The sequence below is a fragment of the Shimia biformata genome (genome assembly GCF_016888515.1).
Taxonomy (GTDB): Bacteria; Pseudomonadota; Alphaproteobacteria; order Rhodobacterales; family Rhodobacteraceae; genus Shimia_A; species Shimia_A biformata.
This window is the reverse complement of the sequence record NZ_JAFEJK010000004.1, coordinates 1-15,420: the sequence shown is the minus strand read 5'-3', so window position 1 is coordinate 15,420 and position 15,420 is coordinate 1. Positions and strand designations below refer to the sequence as shown.

Annotated in this window: 17 protein-coding genes; 6 read left to right on the top strand and 11 right to left on the bottom strand. The window is 63.7% G+C overall.

What is annotated here, in order from left to right; genetic code table 11:
* Positions 1-26 precede the first annotated feature (26 nt).
* Complete coding sequence (locus tag JQ863_RS18420) at positions 27-761, bottom strand: cobalt-precorrin-6A reductase (protein WP_204115812.1); 735 nt, start codon at positions 759-761, stop codon at positions 27-29.
* On the opposite strand from JQ863_RS18420, the gene cbiE reads away from it, so the two are divergent.
* The 6 genes from cbiE to cobF all read left to right on the top strand — a co-directional run bounded on the left by cbiE (position 760) and on the right by cobF (position 6,014).
* A complete protein-coding gene (gene cbiE, locus JQ863_RS18415; RefSeq protein ID WP_204115811.1) occupies positions 760-1,959 on the top strand; it encodes a precorrin-6y C5,15-methyltransferase (decarboxylating) subunit CbiE in 1,200 nt (399 codons plus the stop codon). The genes JQ863_RS18420 and cbiE overlap by 2 nt on opposite strands.
* On the top strand, positions 1,941-2,324 hold the full coding sequence (locus JQ863_RS18410) for a cobalamin biosynthesis protein (protein WP_204115810.1): 384 nt from the start codon (positions 1,941-1,943) through the stop codon (positions 2,322-2,324). The genes cbiE and JQ863_RS18410 overlap by 19 nt, the downstream gene beginning before the upstream one ends.
* A complete protein-coding gene (cobM, locus tag JQ863_RS18405) occupies positions 2,321-3,115 on the top strand; it encodes a precorrin-4 C(11)-methyltransferase (protein ID WP_204115809.1) in 795 nt (264 codons plus the stop codon). The genes JQ863_RS18410 and cobM overlap by 4 nt, the downstream gene beginning before the upstream one ends.
* Before the next feature lie 114 nt (positions 3,116-3,229).
* Positions 3,230-4,543: a cobyrinic acid a,c-diamide synthase CobB gene (locus JQ863_RS18400; protein ID WP_204115808.1), complete on the top strand. Its 1,314-nt coding sequence runs from the start codon at positions 3,230-3,232 to the stop codon at positions 4,541-4,543.
* A complete protein-coding gene (cobA, locus tag JQ863_RS18395) occupies positions 4,540-5,262 on the top strand; it encodes a uroporphyrinogen-III C-methyltransferase (RefSeq protein ID WP_204115807.1) in 723 nt (240 codons plus the stop codon). Before JQ863_RS18400 ends, cobA begins: the two co-directional genes overlap by 4 nt.
* Positions 5,262-6,014: a precorrin-6A synthase (deacetylating) gene (gene cobF / locus JQ863_RS18390; RefSeq protein ID WP_204115806.1), complete on the top strand. Its 753-nt coding sequence runs from the start codon at positions 5,262-5,264 to the stop codon at positions 6,012-6,014. The genes cobA and cobF overlap by 1 nt, the downstream gene beginning before the upstream one ends.
* A 4-nt stretch (positions 6,015-6,018) precedes the next feature.
* Here cobF and JQ863_RS18385 read toward each other — a convergent pair whose 3' ends face one another.
* The 10 genes from JQ863_RS18385 to JQ863_RS18340 form a co-directional block, all read right to left on the bottom strand.
* Positions 6,019-6,690 (bottom strand): DNA-3-methyladenine glycosylase I, encoded by a 672-nt coding sequence (locus JQ863_RS18385; protein ID WP_204115805.1) that lies wholly within the window; start codon positions 6,688-6,690, stop codon positions 6,019-6,021.
* A gap of 40 nt (positions 6,691-6,730) precedes the next feature.
* Complete coding sequence (locus JQ863_RS18380; RefSeq protein WP_204115804.1) at positions 6,731-7,426, bottom strand: RraA family protein; 696 nt, start codon at positions 7,424-7,426, stop codon at positions 6,731-6,733.
* Complete coding sequence (locus JQ863_RS18375) at positions 7,423-8,118, bottom strand: alpha/beta fold hydrolase (RefSeq protein ID WP_204115803.1); 696 nt, start codon at positions 8,116-8,118, stop codon at positions 7,423-7,425. Before JQ863_RS18375 ends, JQ863_RS18380 begins: the two co-directional genes overlap by 4 nt.
* Positions 8,115-9,248, bottom strand: coding sequence for a cobalamin-independent methionine synthase II family protein (locus JQ863_RS18370; protein WP_204115802.1), 1,134 nt, complete (start codon positions 9,246-9,248; stop codon positions 8,115-8,117). The genes JQ863_RS18375 and JQ863_RS18370 overlap by 4 nt, the downstream gene beginning before the upstream one ends.
* Before the next feature lie 83 nt (positions 9,249-9,331).
* Entirely contained in the window at positions 9,332-10,300 is a 969-nt protein-coding gene (locus JQ863_RS18365; RefSeq protein ID WP_204115801.1) for a cupin domain-containing protein, read from the bottom strand.
* A 22-nt stretch (positions 10,301-10,322) separates the two neighbouring features.
* The gene (locus JQ863_RS18360) at positions 10,323-11,381 is read right to left on the bottom strand and encodes a GlxA family transcriptional regulator (RefSeq protein WP_204115800.1); all 1,059 of its coding nucleotides are present in this window, start codon (positions 11,379-11,381) and stop codon (positions 10,323-10,325) included.
* A 35-nt stretch (positions 11,382-11,416) separates the two neighbouring features.
* Positions 11,417-12,400 (bottom strand): nuclear transport factor 2 family protein, encoded by a 984-nt coding sequence (locus JQ863_RS18355; protein ID WP_204115898.1) that lies wholly within the window; start codon positions 12,398-12,400, stop codon positions 11,417-11,419.
* 5 nt (positions 12,401-12,405) lie between these two features.
* Entirely contained in the window at positions 12,406-13,440 is a 1,035-nt protein-coding gene (locus tag JQ863_RS18350; protein WP_204115799.1) for a LacI family DNA-binding transcriptional regulator, read from the bottom strand.
* On the bottom strand, positions 13,440-14,204 hold the full coding sequence (locus tag JQ863_RS18345; RefSeq protein ID WP_204115798.1) for an SDR family NAD(P)-dependent oxidoreductase: 765 nt from the start codon (positions 14,202-14,204) through the stop codon (positions 13,440-13,442). Before JQ863_RS18345 ends, JQ863_RS18350 begins: the two co-directional genes overlap by 1 nt.
* A complete protein-coding gene (locus JQ863_RS18340; RefSeq protein ID WP_239113603.1) occupies positions 14,201-15,253 on the bottom strand; it encodes an ester cyclase in 1,053 nt (350 codons plus the stop codon). Before JQ863_RS18340 ends, JQ863_RS18345 begins: the two co-directional genes overlap by 4 nt.
* Positions 15,254-15,420 lie beyond the last annotated feature (167 nt).

Below are 15,420 nucleotides of genomic sequence, written 5' to 3'. Positions count from 1 at the left end.
TCCGGGTCGCATGCCACCCGAACCAATCAGTTCCCAACCCATCCCAACACGTCCGCCACTGTCGCCAGTTCCAACCGACCCGGCAGCTTTGGCCGATCAATCATCACGACGGGCAATCCCAGCTGACGCGCGGCGACCAGTTTGGCTTCGGCCCCGGCCCCGCCCGAGTTCTTGCAGACCACAAGGTCGATCTCGTGATCCCGCAAAAGAGCAAGATCGCCTGCAACGCTGAAGGGCCCCCGATCGACGACCACAGTGCAATCTGGCAGTGGCAGAGGTGCATCGGGCGCATCGACCAGCCGCAGGACATAGTGGTGTTGCGGCGCGGTGGTGAAGGCGGGCAGGTTCAACCGCCCCAGCGCCAGAAAGACCCGTTTGCGTGCGCCTGCCAGCGCCGCAACCGCCCGCTCTATATCTGCCACCGCGTGCCAGTCGTCGCCCGCACCGGGCTTCCACGCGGAGCGCTGCAAGGCCACCAGAGGCACGCCTTCGGCGGCGCAGGCGGCGACCGCGTTGCGGCTCATCTGCGCGGCAAAAGGGTGTGTGGCGTCAATGACATGGGTGATGCTATGGTCGCGCAAATAGGTCCGCAACCCGTCCACCCCGCCAAAGCCGCCCACCCGTACAGGGAGCGGCTGGGACTTGGGCGCGGCGACGCGGCCTGCATAGGAAAACACCGCGCGCAGACCCTGTTCGGAAACGGCACGGGCCAGCGCGCTGGCTTCCGTGGTGCCACCCAGTATGAGGAGGTTGGGGCGCATGGCTGAAACTCCGTGGCTGACCATTGTCGGTCTGGGCGAAGATGGACCGGATGGCTTGCCGCCTGCAAGCCGCCGGGCGCTGGAAAAGGCGGAAATCGTCACAGGTGCGGCACGGCATCTGGACCTGCTGCCGGAGGTCGCGGCCAAGGCCCGCCCGTGGCCAGTTCCCTTTGCGGATGGAATTGACGCACTGTTGCAGCTGCGCGGACGTGACGTGGTGATGCTGGCCTCGGGCGATCCGTTCTGGTTCGGCGCGGGTTCGGTGCTGGCCCGGCACCTGAAGCGTGGTGAATGGCGCGCCCTGCCCGCGCCCTCGTCCTTGTCACTGGCGGCGGCGGCACTGGGCTGGCCCCTGGAGCAGACCCCCTGTTTCGGCCTGCATGCCGCACCTTTTTCGCGGCTGCGTCCGGCACTGCACCCCGGCGCACGGCTGCTGGCAACGGTCCGGGATGGTGCGGCGGTGGCGCGGTTGGCCCATTGGCTTGAGGCGCAGGGTTTTGGCGAAAGCGGGCTCTATGTGCTTGAGGCGCTTGGCGGTCCGCGGCAACGTATCCGCCTGATCCCCGCCGACGGCCCCATCCCCACCAACATTGCCCACCCCGTCATTGTCGGGATCGAGGTCGCTGGTCAGGGCGCGGTGGTACCGCTGGCCTCGGGACGCCCCGACACATTGTTCGACCATGACGGCCAGATCACCAAGCGGCCGATACGGGCCATGACCCTGTCGACCCTCGCCCCCTGCCCCGGCGAACACCTTTGGGACATTGGCGGCGGCTCGGGTTCGATCGCCATCGAATGGCTTTTGGCCCACCCTTCAACCACCGCCTGCGCTTTCGAGATCAATCCCGCCCGCGCCGCGCGGATCGAGGAGAACGCCCACAGTCTTGGCGTCGACCGGCTTGAGGTGCTGGAAGGCGACGCGCTGACCCGGATCGGCGACCCGGACCTGCCCGACGCGGTGTTCATCGGCGGCGGCATCTCGGGCGCACTCCTAGCCGAGCTGTGGGACATGCTGCCCGAAGGCGTGCGGGTCGTCGCCAATGCCGTAACGCTTGAGGGCGAATCCTTGCTGACGGAATGGCAGGGTATGAAGGGCGGAGAATTGATGCGGATCGAGCTGGCGACGGCCCAGCCGCTTGGCCGTAAACGCGGCTGGAAGGCCAGCTACCCGGTGGTGCAATGGAGCGTGGTGACATGATGGTTGCAGGGATCGGCTTTCGCGACGGGGCCACGGTTGAGGCGCTTCAGGACGCGGTGCGCCGCGCCGCTGGTGACAGTAAAATTCACTGCGTCGCGGTGCCTTGGGACAAGGCCCAGGATGAGGTCGTCACCGCGCTGGCGGTGTCGCTCTCTGCCGGGATCCGGCCGGTCTTTGCCAGCGAAATGAAGGCCATCCAGACACCGACCCAATCGGCAATTGCCCTGCGGCATCGCGGCACCGGCAGCGTCGCCGAAGCCTGCGCCCTTGCAGCCGCCGGGCAATCGGGGCAATTGGTGACGGGGCGGGTGATTTCCGGGGATCGGATGGCCACCTGCGCCACAGCGACAAAGGGCCAGCGATGACCGTTCACTTCATCGGCGCCGGACCGGGCGCCGCCGATCTTCTGACCTTGCGCGGCCGCGACTTGATCGCGTCCTGCCCGGTCTGCCTTTATGCGGGTTCACTGGTTCCCGACGCGGTGCTGTCCCATTGTCCCGACGGCGCGCGGGTGGTGAATACCGCGCCAATGGACCTTGATGCCATCATCGCCGAGTGCAAGGCCGCGCATAAAGCCGGACAGGATGTCGCCCGGCTGCATTCCGGCGATCTCTCGGTCTGGTCTGCCATGGGCGAACAGATCCGGCGTCTGAAGGAAATTGGCATCCCCGTCTCGGTCACCCCGGGCGTGCCCAGCTTCGCCGCGGCAGCCGCCGCGCTGGAAACCGAACTGACACTGCCCGGGCTGGCGCAATCGGTGGTCCTGACCCGCACACCGGGACGCGCCTCGACCATGCCCGCGGGCGAAACGCTGGCCAATTTCGCGGCTACCGGCGCGACGCTGGCGATCCACCTGTCGGTTGGCAATCTTGACCATGTCACGGGCGAACTGTCCCCGGCCTATGGCGGCGACTGCCCGGTCGCCGTGGTCTACCGCGCAAGCTGGCCCGATCAAAAGATCATCCGCACCACCCTGTCGCGACTGCCGAACGACGTGCCCGAGGACGTGACCCGCACCGCGCTGATCCTTGTCGGTCCGGCTCTTGCAGGAGAAGGCTTCGACGAAAGCCGCCTTTATGCCGCCGACTATGACCGCCGCTATCGCCCGCAAAGCGCCGACAGCCCTTGGTCCGGTTGGAGACACGGCGATGACTAAGCACCTCGTCTTGCCCGCTTCCTCTTGCCCGAAATACCTCGGGGGTGAATTGAGCCGCATGGCTCAAGAGGGGGCTGGCCCCCTCTCCCCTACAGCCGAACCGGAATACCTGGCATGACCCAAACCGCCCCCGGCCTCCTCATTTCCGCCCCGTCCTCTGGCACCGGCAAGACCACCGTGATGCTGGGGTTGCTGCGTGCGCTGGCCGACGAGGGTCTGACTGTTCAGCCCTTCAAGTCCGGCCCTGACTATATCGACCCCGCCTTCCACCATGCCGCCGCGCGCCGTGAGGCGTTCAATATCGACACATGGGCGATGCACGAGGGGCTGATCGGCGGCATTTCCGAGCGTGCAGATGGCGCCGACATCATCGTTGCCGAGGGCTCGATGGGGCTGTTCGACGGGGTGGCCACGCGTGGCGAAAGCGGCTTTGGCTCATCCGCGGAAACCGCGCTGCACATGGGCTGGCCCGTGGTTCTGGTGATCGACGTGGGTGGTCAGGCGCAATCCGCCGCCGCCACCGCACTTGGCTTCAAGACCTATAACCCTGACCTGCCCTTTGCGGGTGTCATCCTGAACCGATGCGCCTCTCCCCGGCACGAAAGGCTGGCGCGTCTGGGTATGGATAAGGCTGGCATCGACGTGCTGGGTGTCCTGCCCCGACGCGGAGACCTGACATTGCCGGAACGCCACCTTGGACTGATCCAGGCGGTGGAACATCCAGACCTTGAAACCGCCATCTCGGGGTACGCGTCCTTCCTGCGCGAAAACGTCGACCTTGCGGCGATCAAGGCTGCCGCCCGGTCCGGCCCCGCCCGCACCGGCACCCTGCCCCCGCCCCCGGCCCAGCGCATCGCGCTGGCCCGCGATGCGGCCTTCAGCTTTACCTATCCCCACCTCCTGACCGGCTGGCGCGAGGCCGGGGCCGAGATCCTGCCCTTCTCGCCCCTTGCGGACGAGGCCCCCGATCCCACCGCCGACCTTGTGTGGCTGCCCGGAGGCTACCCCGAACTGCACGCGGGCAGGCTGGCCGCCGCCGAGACCTATCTGGCAGGGCTGCGCAAACATGCCGAGACCCGGCCCGTTCACGGCGAATGCGGCGGCTACATGGCGCTTGGGCAGGCGTTGATTGACAAGGATGGCAGCCGTCACCAGATGGCGGGGCTTTTGGGGCTGGTGACGTCCTATGACAAACGCAAGTTTCACCTTGGTTACCGTCAGGCGACGCTGAACGCCCCGATGCCGGGCTTTGGCGCGGGCGCACGGCTGCGCGGGCACGAGTTCCACTATTCCACCATCCTTGACGAGCCGGACGCGCCGCTGGCACAGGTCGGGGATGCCGACGGCAACCCGGTCCCCGAAACGGGATCCGTCCGGGGCAACGTCACCGGCACGTTCTTTCACCTCATCGCGGAGGCAATCGCATGAGCGGTTTTGTCAGCTTCGTCGGCTCTGGTCCCGGCGACCCCGAACTTCTGACCCTGAAGGCCGTGAAACGGCTGCAAGAGGCGGACGCGATCCTGTTTGATGACCTCTCGTCGGGGCCGATCCTGGAACATGCCGGACCGGATGCCGACCTTGTCGGAGTTGGCAAACGCGCGGGCCGTGCGTCGCCCAAACAGGACCATGTCAGCCAGCTTCTGGTCGACTATGCCAAGACCGGTGCGCGGGTGGTGCGGCTGAAATCGGGCGATCCGGGGCTGTTCGGCCGTCTGGAAGAGGAAATCGTCGTGCTGCGCGCCGAGGGTATCCCGTTTGAAGTGATCCCCGGTGTGACCTCGGCCTGCGCCGCTGCCGCAGCTGCACAAATCCCGCTGACCCGCCGGTTGGTGGCGCGGCGGGTGCAATTCGTGACGGGCCATGACGTCGCCGGTGCCCTGCCCGACGATCTGAACCTGCGCGCCCTCGCCGATCCGCTGGCCACCAGCGTCGTTTTCATGCCGAAACGCACCTTCCCTGCCCTCGCTGACCGGCTGATCGAGGCCGGGCTGTCGCCCGACACGCCCGCGATGCTGGCCGAAAGCGTCAGCCATCCCGACCAGCATATCGAGCGGTCGACCCTTGGTGCGCTGAAGGCAAAGCTGGCGCAGGAAGTCGGCACCGCGCCGGGGCTGATCCTGTTCGGCGAACTTCTGGAAGACGCCTGATGTTCCGGCTGGCTCTTGTTGGCATCGGGTCGGGCAACCCCGCCCATCTGACGCTTCAGGCGATCCGCACGTTGGAAGGCGCCGACGTCATCCTTCTGCCGCGCAAAGGGGCTGACAAGGCCGACCTTGCCGATCTGCGCCGGATGATCGCGACCGAGATCCTGACCGACGCGCCCCCGGTTGTCGAATTCGACCTGCCGGTTCGCGACGAGGCAACCCCCGACTACCAATCCCGCGTGAAGGACTGGCATGACGAGATCGCCGGTATCTGGGCCGAAACCCTGCGCGGCGCCCTGCCTGACGGCGGCACCGCCGCTCTGATGGTCTGGGGCGACCCGTCTCTTTATGACAGTACCCTGCGGATTGCCGAGCGCCTGCCGGGATTGGGCGTGCCGGTGCAAGTCGCCGTGGTGCCGGGGATCACCAGCTTGCAAATGCTGACAGCCGCCCATGCGATTCCGCTGAATACCGTGGGTGGCCCGGTGCAGATAACCACCGGGCGGCGGCTGCGCGATCATGGCTGGCCGGATGGCGTCGATACGGTGGCGGTGATGCTGGACGGGCAATGCTCGTTTCAATCCCTCGACCCGACGGGCCTGCATATCTGGTGGGGCGCCTATGTCGGGATGGATCAACAGGTCCTGATCGAGGGGCCGTTGCCCGAAGTCACAACCCGGATAGTCGAGACACGCGCCAAGGCGCGGGCTGATCATGGCTGGATCATGGATATCTACCTGATCCGCAGGGTTTAGCGGCTCAACTGCCGACGCTGAACGCCAGAACCCGGCTGATCTCGGTCAAGCTGCGGCCCGACTGTTCGGCCCAGATGTTGAACGCATCCTGCACCGCCGCCATGTCGCGCTTGGATGACGGCACCTTGTCCACCACGCCTTCGGCGATCAGCCGTGCAGTTACATCCCGCGACAGCATGAACCCGTCCTTGCCCATCACCCGCAACATGCGCTGGCCGGTGTTTCCGCCCAGACGCGCGCCGTTTTTCTTGAGGTGATCCAGCAAGCCGATGAATTCCGTGCCCGGCCAGTCGGCCACGAACCGCCCCATACCGCCGTGTTCCGCTGCCAGGTCAACGACATAGCGGGCGTTATCCATCACCGCCGCGATCTTTGGCCCGTTGCGCACGATCCCCTTGTCCGAGATCAGCCGATCCATGTCCTCGTCATGGTAATGGGCCACCCGAACCGGGTCGAAACCGTGAAATGCCGTCTCGAACCCGTCCCACTTGGCGTCGATGACCTTCCAGTTGAACCCGGCCTGAAAGATTGACTTGGCCATCGCTGACAGCCAGCGGTCATCGGGCTGCGCGGCAACCTTTTCCGGGCTCATAGGCCGGGACAGCATTCCTTCCAGCGCCTCGATCCCGCCCTTGCGGTCGGCTGCGATGGTGAAAATCTCATCGAATGTGCGCATCGAATCCTCCGTGTTGGACGGAGCCTAGCAGATGCGTGTTTCAAGTCCGTGCTTTTTCAAATGCACTCCACGCCTCGGCGAATTTCTCGATGTCAAAACCCGGCTGGCGGGCGGGATCAAGGATCACCTTCTCGGTTTCCAAGAGCTTGAGGATTGCCTGTTCAAGCACAGGGATCACTTCGGGCGGCACCACCAGCGCACCGTGACGGTCGGCATGGATCAGGTCGCCATCCGTGACCGACATCCCGAATATCGTGACCGGCTGGCCGACCGAACGCACATGCACAAATCCGTGGCTTGGACCGATTGACCCCGCGACCACGGGAAACCCGTCAGGCAGGTCGCCAAGGTCACGCATCACGCCATTGGTCAACGCACCGGACAGCCCAAGCCCCTTGTGGACGGTTGTATTGATCTCGCCCCAGAAGGCGCCGATGCAATGCGGGAAGTCCAGGTCCTCGACCACCGCGACGCGTGGCCCCGGCCCAGACGCCATGTGACGGTAATAGTCCATGCGCCGGGCCTTGATGACGTCCGCAGCCTCGGTCGGGGGGGCCACGGCTGCAATTTGCGCGGTGCGGGCATAGCCGACCATCGCGCCTTCGTCGGGGGCGCTGCACAGCATGGTGCCACGGGTAAAAACGTCAAAGCCGCGTTTGCCTTGCGCCACTTCGATGGCGTTGCAGACCGTGGGAGTGTCGACCTTGCGCAGCAGGGTCAGAAGAGTGTCATTCATGATTCCTCCAGCCAGCGCGCCAGCGCTGCATTGGTGTCCACAGGGTTTTCAAGCGTGGGCAAATGCCCTGCACATTCAATGACTTCCAGTGTCGAGTTCGGCAAAAAATCGTGCATCAGTTCGTGCCGCGCCACCGGGCACAGCCCGTCATCGCGACCGCAAAGGACAAGTGCGGGACGATCATAGCCGCGCAGGGTGTCAGTTTGATCCGGTCGGTCACGCAGGGCAATCGACTGGCGCACGAAAACCTGTGGCCCAAGGTCCATCGCCATCGCCATGCACAAGTCAAGGATCGCCCCACGATTGGGACCGTCCGTCAGGTAGTTCGGCTTCATCTCGTCCCGCATCACCTGTCGCAACCGGCCAGCATGGGCAGCGGCGATCTGCGGTGTGCGGCGCGCCTTGACCTGATCGAGTTCCGCCAGCGGATTGGTGTCCAGAAGCGCCAGCCGATCCACCCGATCAGGTGCCTGCCGCACCATCTCCATCGCCACGATCCCACCCATCGACAGCCCTGCCAGCGCAAAGCGCGGCGGGGCGTGGGCCAGCACCTCGGCGGCAATTTCGGTCATGGTTTCATGCCCGCCAATCGGCGCGCACATGACCGGCATCTGGTGTGAAAACGCGTCAATCTGCGGTCCGAACAACCGAGCATCGCACATCATTCCCGGCAAGAGCAACAGCGGGATCACATCCGCCCCCCGGCCAGCGCCGCCCCTTCGGACAGGGTTGCAAGCTTGGCATAGGCAATATCGGGATCGACCGCGCCGAAACCTGCAAACGTCCCAAAGCCGCAATCGCTGCCCGCAATCACCCGGTCCGCGCCGACAATGTCGGTGAACCGTTCGATCCGCTGGGCGACCAGTTCGGGATGCTCGACGAAGTTGGTGGTCGTATCCACCACGCCCGGCACCAGCACCTTGTCGTCTGGAATTTCGGATTTGCGGTCGCGGAACACGGTCCACTCATGGGCATGACGGGGGTTCGAGGTTTCGAACAGCAGATAGCGCGCCTTGGTCGACATCAGCGTCGAAAACACCTTGTCCATTCCGATATCGCAGCAATGAGGCCCCTCGTAGTTGCCCCAGCAGATATGCACCCGAACTTTATCAGCAGGCACATCGCGCAGCGCATGGTTCAGCGCGGCGACATTCTGGTTGGCGATCTCGACAAACTCGTGGTCGCTGAGATCGTTGAACAGCATATGCCGCGACACCGCCAGGTCGGGACAATCCAGTTGCAGGTCAAGGCCAGCGGCGATGATCGTCTCGTATTCTTCCTTCATGGCATCGGCCAACGCGGCAAGATATGCCTCGCGCGAGGGGTAATAATCGTTGGGCAGAAACAGGGAAATCACGCCGGGACTGGCCGCGTTCATGAAGCCGCGCGCCGCGCCGTGTTCCGCCATTGCCGCCTTGAGATTGGCAATGTCCTTCTGCAACTCGCCCTGCCCTTTGGATCGGACCTCGCCAACGCACATGGGTCGGGCATAGGTCGGGGTGCCACCGTCATCGGCCAACCGCTTCAGAAAGCCCGGAAACATCTTCAGATCGGCCGGCGCATTGCGCGGGCTGTCGCCTGCAAAGCCGGTGTACCGATCCTTGACATAAGTGGCATATGAAATCTTCGAGGTCTCACCATCGCTGACGATGTCGATGCCCGCTTCCACCTGCTTACGCACGGTTTCGGACACCGCCGCCGTCATGCAGGTATCGAAAGCGGCCTGATCGTATGGCTGTTCCTTCTCGCGGGCGAAGATGAAATCCACAACGTCCTGCGTGCGTGGCAGGCTTCCTACGTGGCTGGTCTGGATTTTTGTCATGTTCGGTTTCCTTCATCCGTTTCCGGCAACAACGCCAAACGTGGAAAACGGGGCCACAATTGTTGCGGCCCCGTGAAAGCGCCTCAGGCGCCTGTCCAGGTCGCGCCCGCCGGGTCGTCGGTCGCGGTGATGCGATAAAGCCCGGCCTCACCGGTCATCGAGGGCGCAACACTATAGCTTTCGCCGGGCAGAACCACCGCGGTGTCGCCCCTGGACAGGGTGACCTCAACCTCGTTGATGCGGATACGCCAATGGCCGCTGGCAGGCATCAGGACAACAGGCTTCACCGCCTTGACCGGTTCGTCCACGCTGGATCCGCGCGACAGGAAATCGACCTCGAAACCGGGGCGGTCCTTGATCAGACCGTTTTCGCCAATCACCACGGCTGGTTTCTTCGCCGACAGCGCCATCAGGTCCCAGTAGCGGGCGACATAGTCGCGCACGACGTTCTCGACAGGCACTTCGGGGTAATCTTTCAGCTGCTCCTCGGTCAGAAGCGGCATCGGGGCGACCCCTTCGGGCAGTGCCTGCCCCTTCTTGCTGTCGTAAAGCTTGCCGTTTTCACCCAGCACCAGCCCGTGATCGCGCGCATCCTCGATCACCTGCGGCGCCCAGGTCACGCCGCCGCCGGCATCGTCGCCGCCAAGGATCGACATGATCATCCCATAGTCCTGGCCGACGTTTTCGAAACCACGGAAGATGCCCGTGGGAATGTTGAAGATGTCGCCTTCCTCGGCGATGAACTCACCCGCCGTCCCGTAACGGCCCCAGAAGAACCGCCACCGGCCCTTGGCCACAAAGAACACCTCGGCGGTGGTATGGCTGTGCAGCGAGTTTCGGCATTTCGGCGGCTGGCCCGCGGCGCCGATGTTAAAGCCGATCTTGTCGGTGATGTGGACATGCTGGTCGGGGCTTTCCGACACGCCACCGCCGACGATGGTGAAGTTTTCCTTCTTATCGCTGCCCGGGGTATGGGCGTCGATGAAGGCGGTTTTGCAAGGCTGCAGGTCGCCGTAGCGGACGATCCGCGAGTGAATGTCAGAGTTACTCATACGTCATTTCCCTTATTAACGTTCATTGTCCTGTGTCCCGGTTGGGGCCGCGTTCGTGCCATCCCTTGCGATAGGAATGCGGGGAAGATCCGAAGCGGGCGCGGAACCGGCGCGCGAAATGGGGGGCGGCAAAGCCCGTGGCGGCGGCGATTTCCGCAACCGAAAGATCTGTTTCATTGATCAGCGCAAAGGCGCGGGCCAGGCGCAGTTCGGTATAGAACCGCATCGGCGTCTGGCCGGTGTGTTGCCTGAACAGCCGCTCCAGCTGGCGCTTGGAGATGCCCGCCCTCTCTGCCACCTGTTCCATGGTCAGCACGTCTTCGAACTGTTCGCGCATGACGGCAACGGCGCGGATCAATTGCGGGCTACGGCTCCCCAGGGCAGCGGAATCCGGTGACCTTTGATGGCTGATCTCATCGGCACCGCGACGGTGCAGACACATGTCGGCGACAATCAGCGCAAGGTCCGTGCCATAGTCCTGTTCGATCACCGAAAGCATCATGTCCGTGGCCGCGTGGCCTCCGCCGCAGGTCATCAGCCCCCGGTCGATTTCGAAAAGACGCGACGACGGGGTCAGGTCGGGGAATGTCTCTGAAAAGGCCGGCTGGTTTTCCCAGTGAAGCGTGAACGTGCGGCCTGACAGCACCCCAGCCCGCGCCAGCGCAAATGCACCCGAGCAGATGCCACCAACGCCACCTCCATGCACCGCATGGCGACGCAGACCGTCGATGATGCGGCGGTCCGTGATGTCCTGGGGTTGCACGCCACCGCAGGCAAACACAAAGGCCCGTGGCGGCACCCGGGACAGCGCCATGTCGGGGGTAATGCTCAGGCGGTTCGAACAGCGCGACGGCGCGCCGTCCACCGTTACCGTGAACCAGCGATAAAGCGCGCGCCCCGCCAGCTGATTGGCCACACGCAGGGGTTCGATCGCGGCGGTGAACCCCAGCATTGTGGCATGCGGCAAAAGAAAAAAGAAAAAGTCCCGCGCCGCGCCCTTGTCAGGCACATCCAGATGTGCAGCGCCACGCGGCACAAAGCCGTCGTCTTCGGGCACGGGCAAGGTTGGGTGCAGGGACATCCTTCTTTCTTTCAAAGGGTGGCGCGCCGATGGCGTCAGCCGGTTTGCAACACGATCTGTTTCCAGACCGAAGTTTCATCGAACAGGGTGAATTCACGGCGCAGTTTGGGCGCCCCCCCAACAACGGCGCCGAACTCGGCATGGCTGATACCCAGCACATAGACCTCGGCCCCGGTTGGCACACCGAAGGCACCCCAGCCGTCATGTTTTCCCCAAAGGCTCCAGCGGACGGCGGCGCGCGGGCACATCATCGGGTCGTCGCGACCGATCACGTGTTCAATCTTGAACTCGGCATTGGGGAAGGCGGCCCGCAGCCCCATCCAGAAAGTGTCGGCCGATCCCCAGCCGTGCCCGGTGACACCACCGGGGTATTCGGTCTGGACCGCACGGTCATAGTCACGTTCGATCACGCCCATGTCCGCGCCCATGATCCGGGTCAGGATATCGGCATATCGCTGCCCCCATTCATTGTCGTTGCCCTTACCCGAATAGGGGCCGGGTTTGTCCGTCCGGGGCGTCAGTGGTTTGACGCAATTCTCGGGTCCGCCTTCGTTTTCAATAAGTTGCGCGGCATACTCCTTCGGATCCCACCCCATCTGGCGCACAATCGCACCCTGATCGCGGATCAGCCATTCGTCGTTGATCTGGTTGTCGATGGCATGGCAGTCCGCAAGGATGCGGTATTGCAGCTTCTTGCCCGTCGCCTTGCCATAAACCCCGTCTCCCGCGTGGGTCGCGGTCGAGATGATGCGGTGACTGGACAGCATCCCGTCTTCCGGCGTGCCGGACCAGATCACATCCTCGCCCAGAAGCTCCCGGTCAGGGAATTCCGCCAGCGTCGCCATGGTCGCGCCGATCACGTTCTGGTTGCCGATCACGACCGACGCCGGCGACCGCACAACAATGTCAGGCGAATAATAGTGGTGCAGGGTCGCGATGCCGCGATCCTCCCAGATTTCCTTGGTAATCCCGATGATATAGTCGGGAAAATCCACGAACTTCTCGTCAAAGCCTTTCATCTTGCTCATCCTGTCCTTGTGCGGTTGGTCGGGATCCGGGCCGAGCCGCGCACGACCAGAGGCCCGTCGATGGCCACTTTGCGCGGTTCCACCATTCCCGGGTTTTCAATATTTTCCATCAGGGTCGTCACGGTCTCGGCCACCATCAGATTGGCGCGCTGGCGCACGGTAGTCAGGTCATAGGCGGCCCATGACGCGGGCGGCACGTCATCAAACCCCACCACGGAAACATCCTCGGGGACAGACAAACCCAACTCGAAGCGCAATACGTCCATGACCGCTATGGCCATGTGATCGTTGGCAACAAACACGCAGTCGGGGCGCGCATCCTCGGGGCGGTCGAACATGCGTCGGGCCGCGTCCTTGGCCCCATCGACAGTGAAATCGCCCACACCACGCGCGAACAGGTCCTGCCCTGCTGCGGCAAGCCCGGCCCGAAACCCCGCCTCGCGGTCGCGCTGGGTCGAGGCCCCCTCCCATCCGGCAATATAGCCGAAACGGCGGTGCCTGCCTTCCACCAGGAATTCGGCCAGCTTTCGCCCACCTGCGACATTGTCGGACGTCACCGCTGAGATATGGTCAATGTCCTGGCTGCGGTTGAACAGCACAACCGGCACCCCCGCCGCCTGGCAGCGCGACGTGATATCCGAGGACAACGCGACACTGGCCAGAACAATTCCATCGACCTGGTAATCGAGGATTTCCTCCATCACGTCATCTATGTTTCCCGCCGTCTGTGACGCCATGAAAACCAAAACGTGATAGCCCTGTTCCTGAAGCGCGTTCGACAGCTTTTCCAGCGCAGACGGATAGAAATAGTTTTCCAGATAAGCGACGACCAGCCCGATGATCCGGCTCTTGCCGGACACCATCGCGCGCGCCAGGACATTGGGCCGATAGCCCAGTTCAGCCGCTGCCACCCGCACCTTTTCCGCGGTGCGCTTGCTGACAGATGCCCCCGGCGTAAAGACACGACTGACCGCCGACTGGCTGACCCCGGCCCGTTCCGCCACTTGCAGAGATGTGACCTTTTCCTTCATCAATCTGCTGTCCACCCGCCGTCAATCATCATCGCGCTGCCGGTCACCAGCGCCGAGGCATCCGACGCCAGATAGACCACAGCCCCCATGATATCCTCGACCTCGCCGACGCGCCCCAACTTGATCTTGTCCTCGATCCACTTGCGGCGTTCGGGGATCTCAAGCGTCTGCGCGCCAAGCGGTGTGCGGATGAAAGTCGGGCAGATCGTGTTGATGCGGATCTGGTCCGGCCCCCACTCGATCGCCATGGATTTCACCATGCCTTCCAGCCCGTGCTTGGTGGCGCAATAAACCGCGCGGTCGATACCGCCCACATGCCCCATCTGGCTTGAGATATGGATGATGGACCCCGGTTTTCCTTTCCCCTTCAAGGCCTTGGCTGCGAAAGCTGACAGGAAATAGGCGGACCGAAGGTTGATCGACATCACCGCGTCAAAATCTTCCACCGTGGTCTCGATGGCCGGGCTGTGACGGGCAAGCCCGGCCGAGTTCACCACGACATCAAAGTCCCGCTTCGCAAACACCGCCTCAAGCGCGCCCAGATCGGCCTGGTCCAAAACCAGCGCTTCAGCTGACTGCCCTCGTGCGGCAATCGCGGCAACTGTATCCTGCAGCTTGTCCGCCCCCCGCGCGGCACACACCACATGTGCCCCCGCCGCGGCCAACGCCGCCGCGCAGCCCTGGCCAATACCCGAAGAGGCTCCGGTAACCAGGGCTGTTCGGCCCGCGAGTGAAAAGGAAGGGGTGTCAGGCAACTGGGTCATAGGCTCATTCCATCAGGGATATTCAGACGCCCCATGTTGCGAACCTTGTTGAACTCACGCAACCGGGCAAAGACATCGACGCCAAGCTGGTCGTAGACATCAAGAAGATCGACCAGAACCCAGTTCTCGCGGATCTTGCCGTTCTCGATGCGCCAGAAATCAAGGCTGCGCATGGTGATTTTCCTGCCGGCGGGCGCGATGCCCAGCCAGCCGCCCTGTGTCAGGGTCTGGGCCATGTCCGGCCAGCCGGTCACGGCGGCATAATCCCCGTCGCCGAAAAAGTGGTGACTGATCTCACCACCGTGTTGCCCGCGGTCGGGCATAGCCTTCAGAAAAGGGATCTGGTGCCAGTTGCGGAACCCCGCGATGCCGCGGGCCGTGCCGATACCAGAAGGTCCATACCAGCTCATCTTGTCGTGCCAGAACCGGTCCATCTCCATCACCTCGGGACCACCCATGGAAGGGTGACGTGTCATATGCTCCAGCATGTCGATGATATGCTGGCACGAAGCGGCACTTTTCTTTTGGTCATACGGCCCCGGCACGATGCCGTCGCAGGTCGCTGGCCCCGGCACATGCCACTCCCGCCCGAGCGACGGCGCCAACGGCCAAGCGCGCGCCTGCACCATGACCTCGGGAATGTCCCAGACGCCCTGAAACTCCACGATCTTACCGCCTTCGATCCGAAAGAACTCGTGAAACCGCATGTGGGTCTGATGACCCGTTGGCGGAATATCGAGCCATGGCGAAATGAAACTGCCGGTATAATACCCGCCGCAGCCAACCCATTCGGCCCCATCCTCGTCCGGCCCCGCCATCACGATCCAGTCGCGCCGTTCAAGATCAGGCCAGGCATCCAGAAGCGCGCCATAGGCATGGTCACAGAATGCCTCGGCGCCAACCGTGTCGCCAAAGGGAAAACACAGGCGGAAGACTGCATCCGGCGTGGTCGCAGCGGACAGGACACGTTTCAGCCGGTCCATGTCAAAATCATACATAGCCGCCCGGATTGGCGCGATCAGGTCCTTGTTGGCCGTTTGGGTATCCATCTCTTCCTCTTGCCCGCAATACCTCGGGGTGCGCGAGGGGCTGGCCCCTCGCTTCTGTTGTGTGTTTACTCTGCGGCGTCCCGATAGGGGGCGCCCTCGCCATAAGGCACGTTGATCCCGCCATAGCGGCGCACGCGGATGTTGCATTGTTCGGCATGGCCGACGAA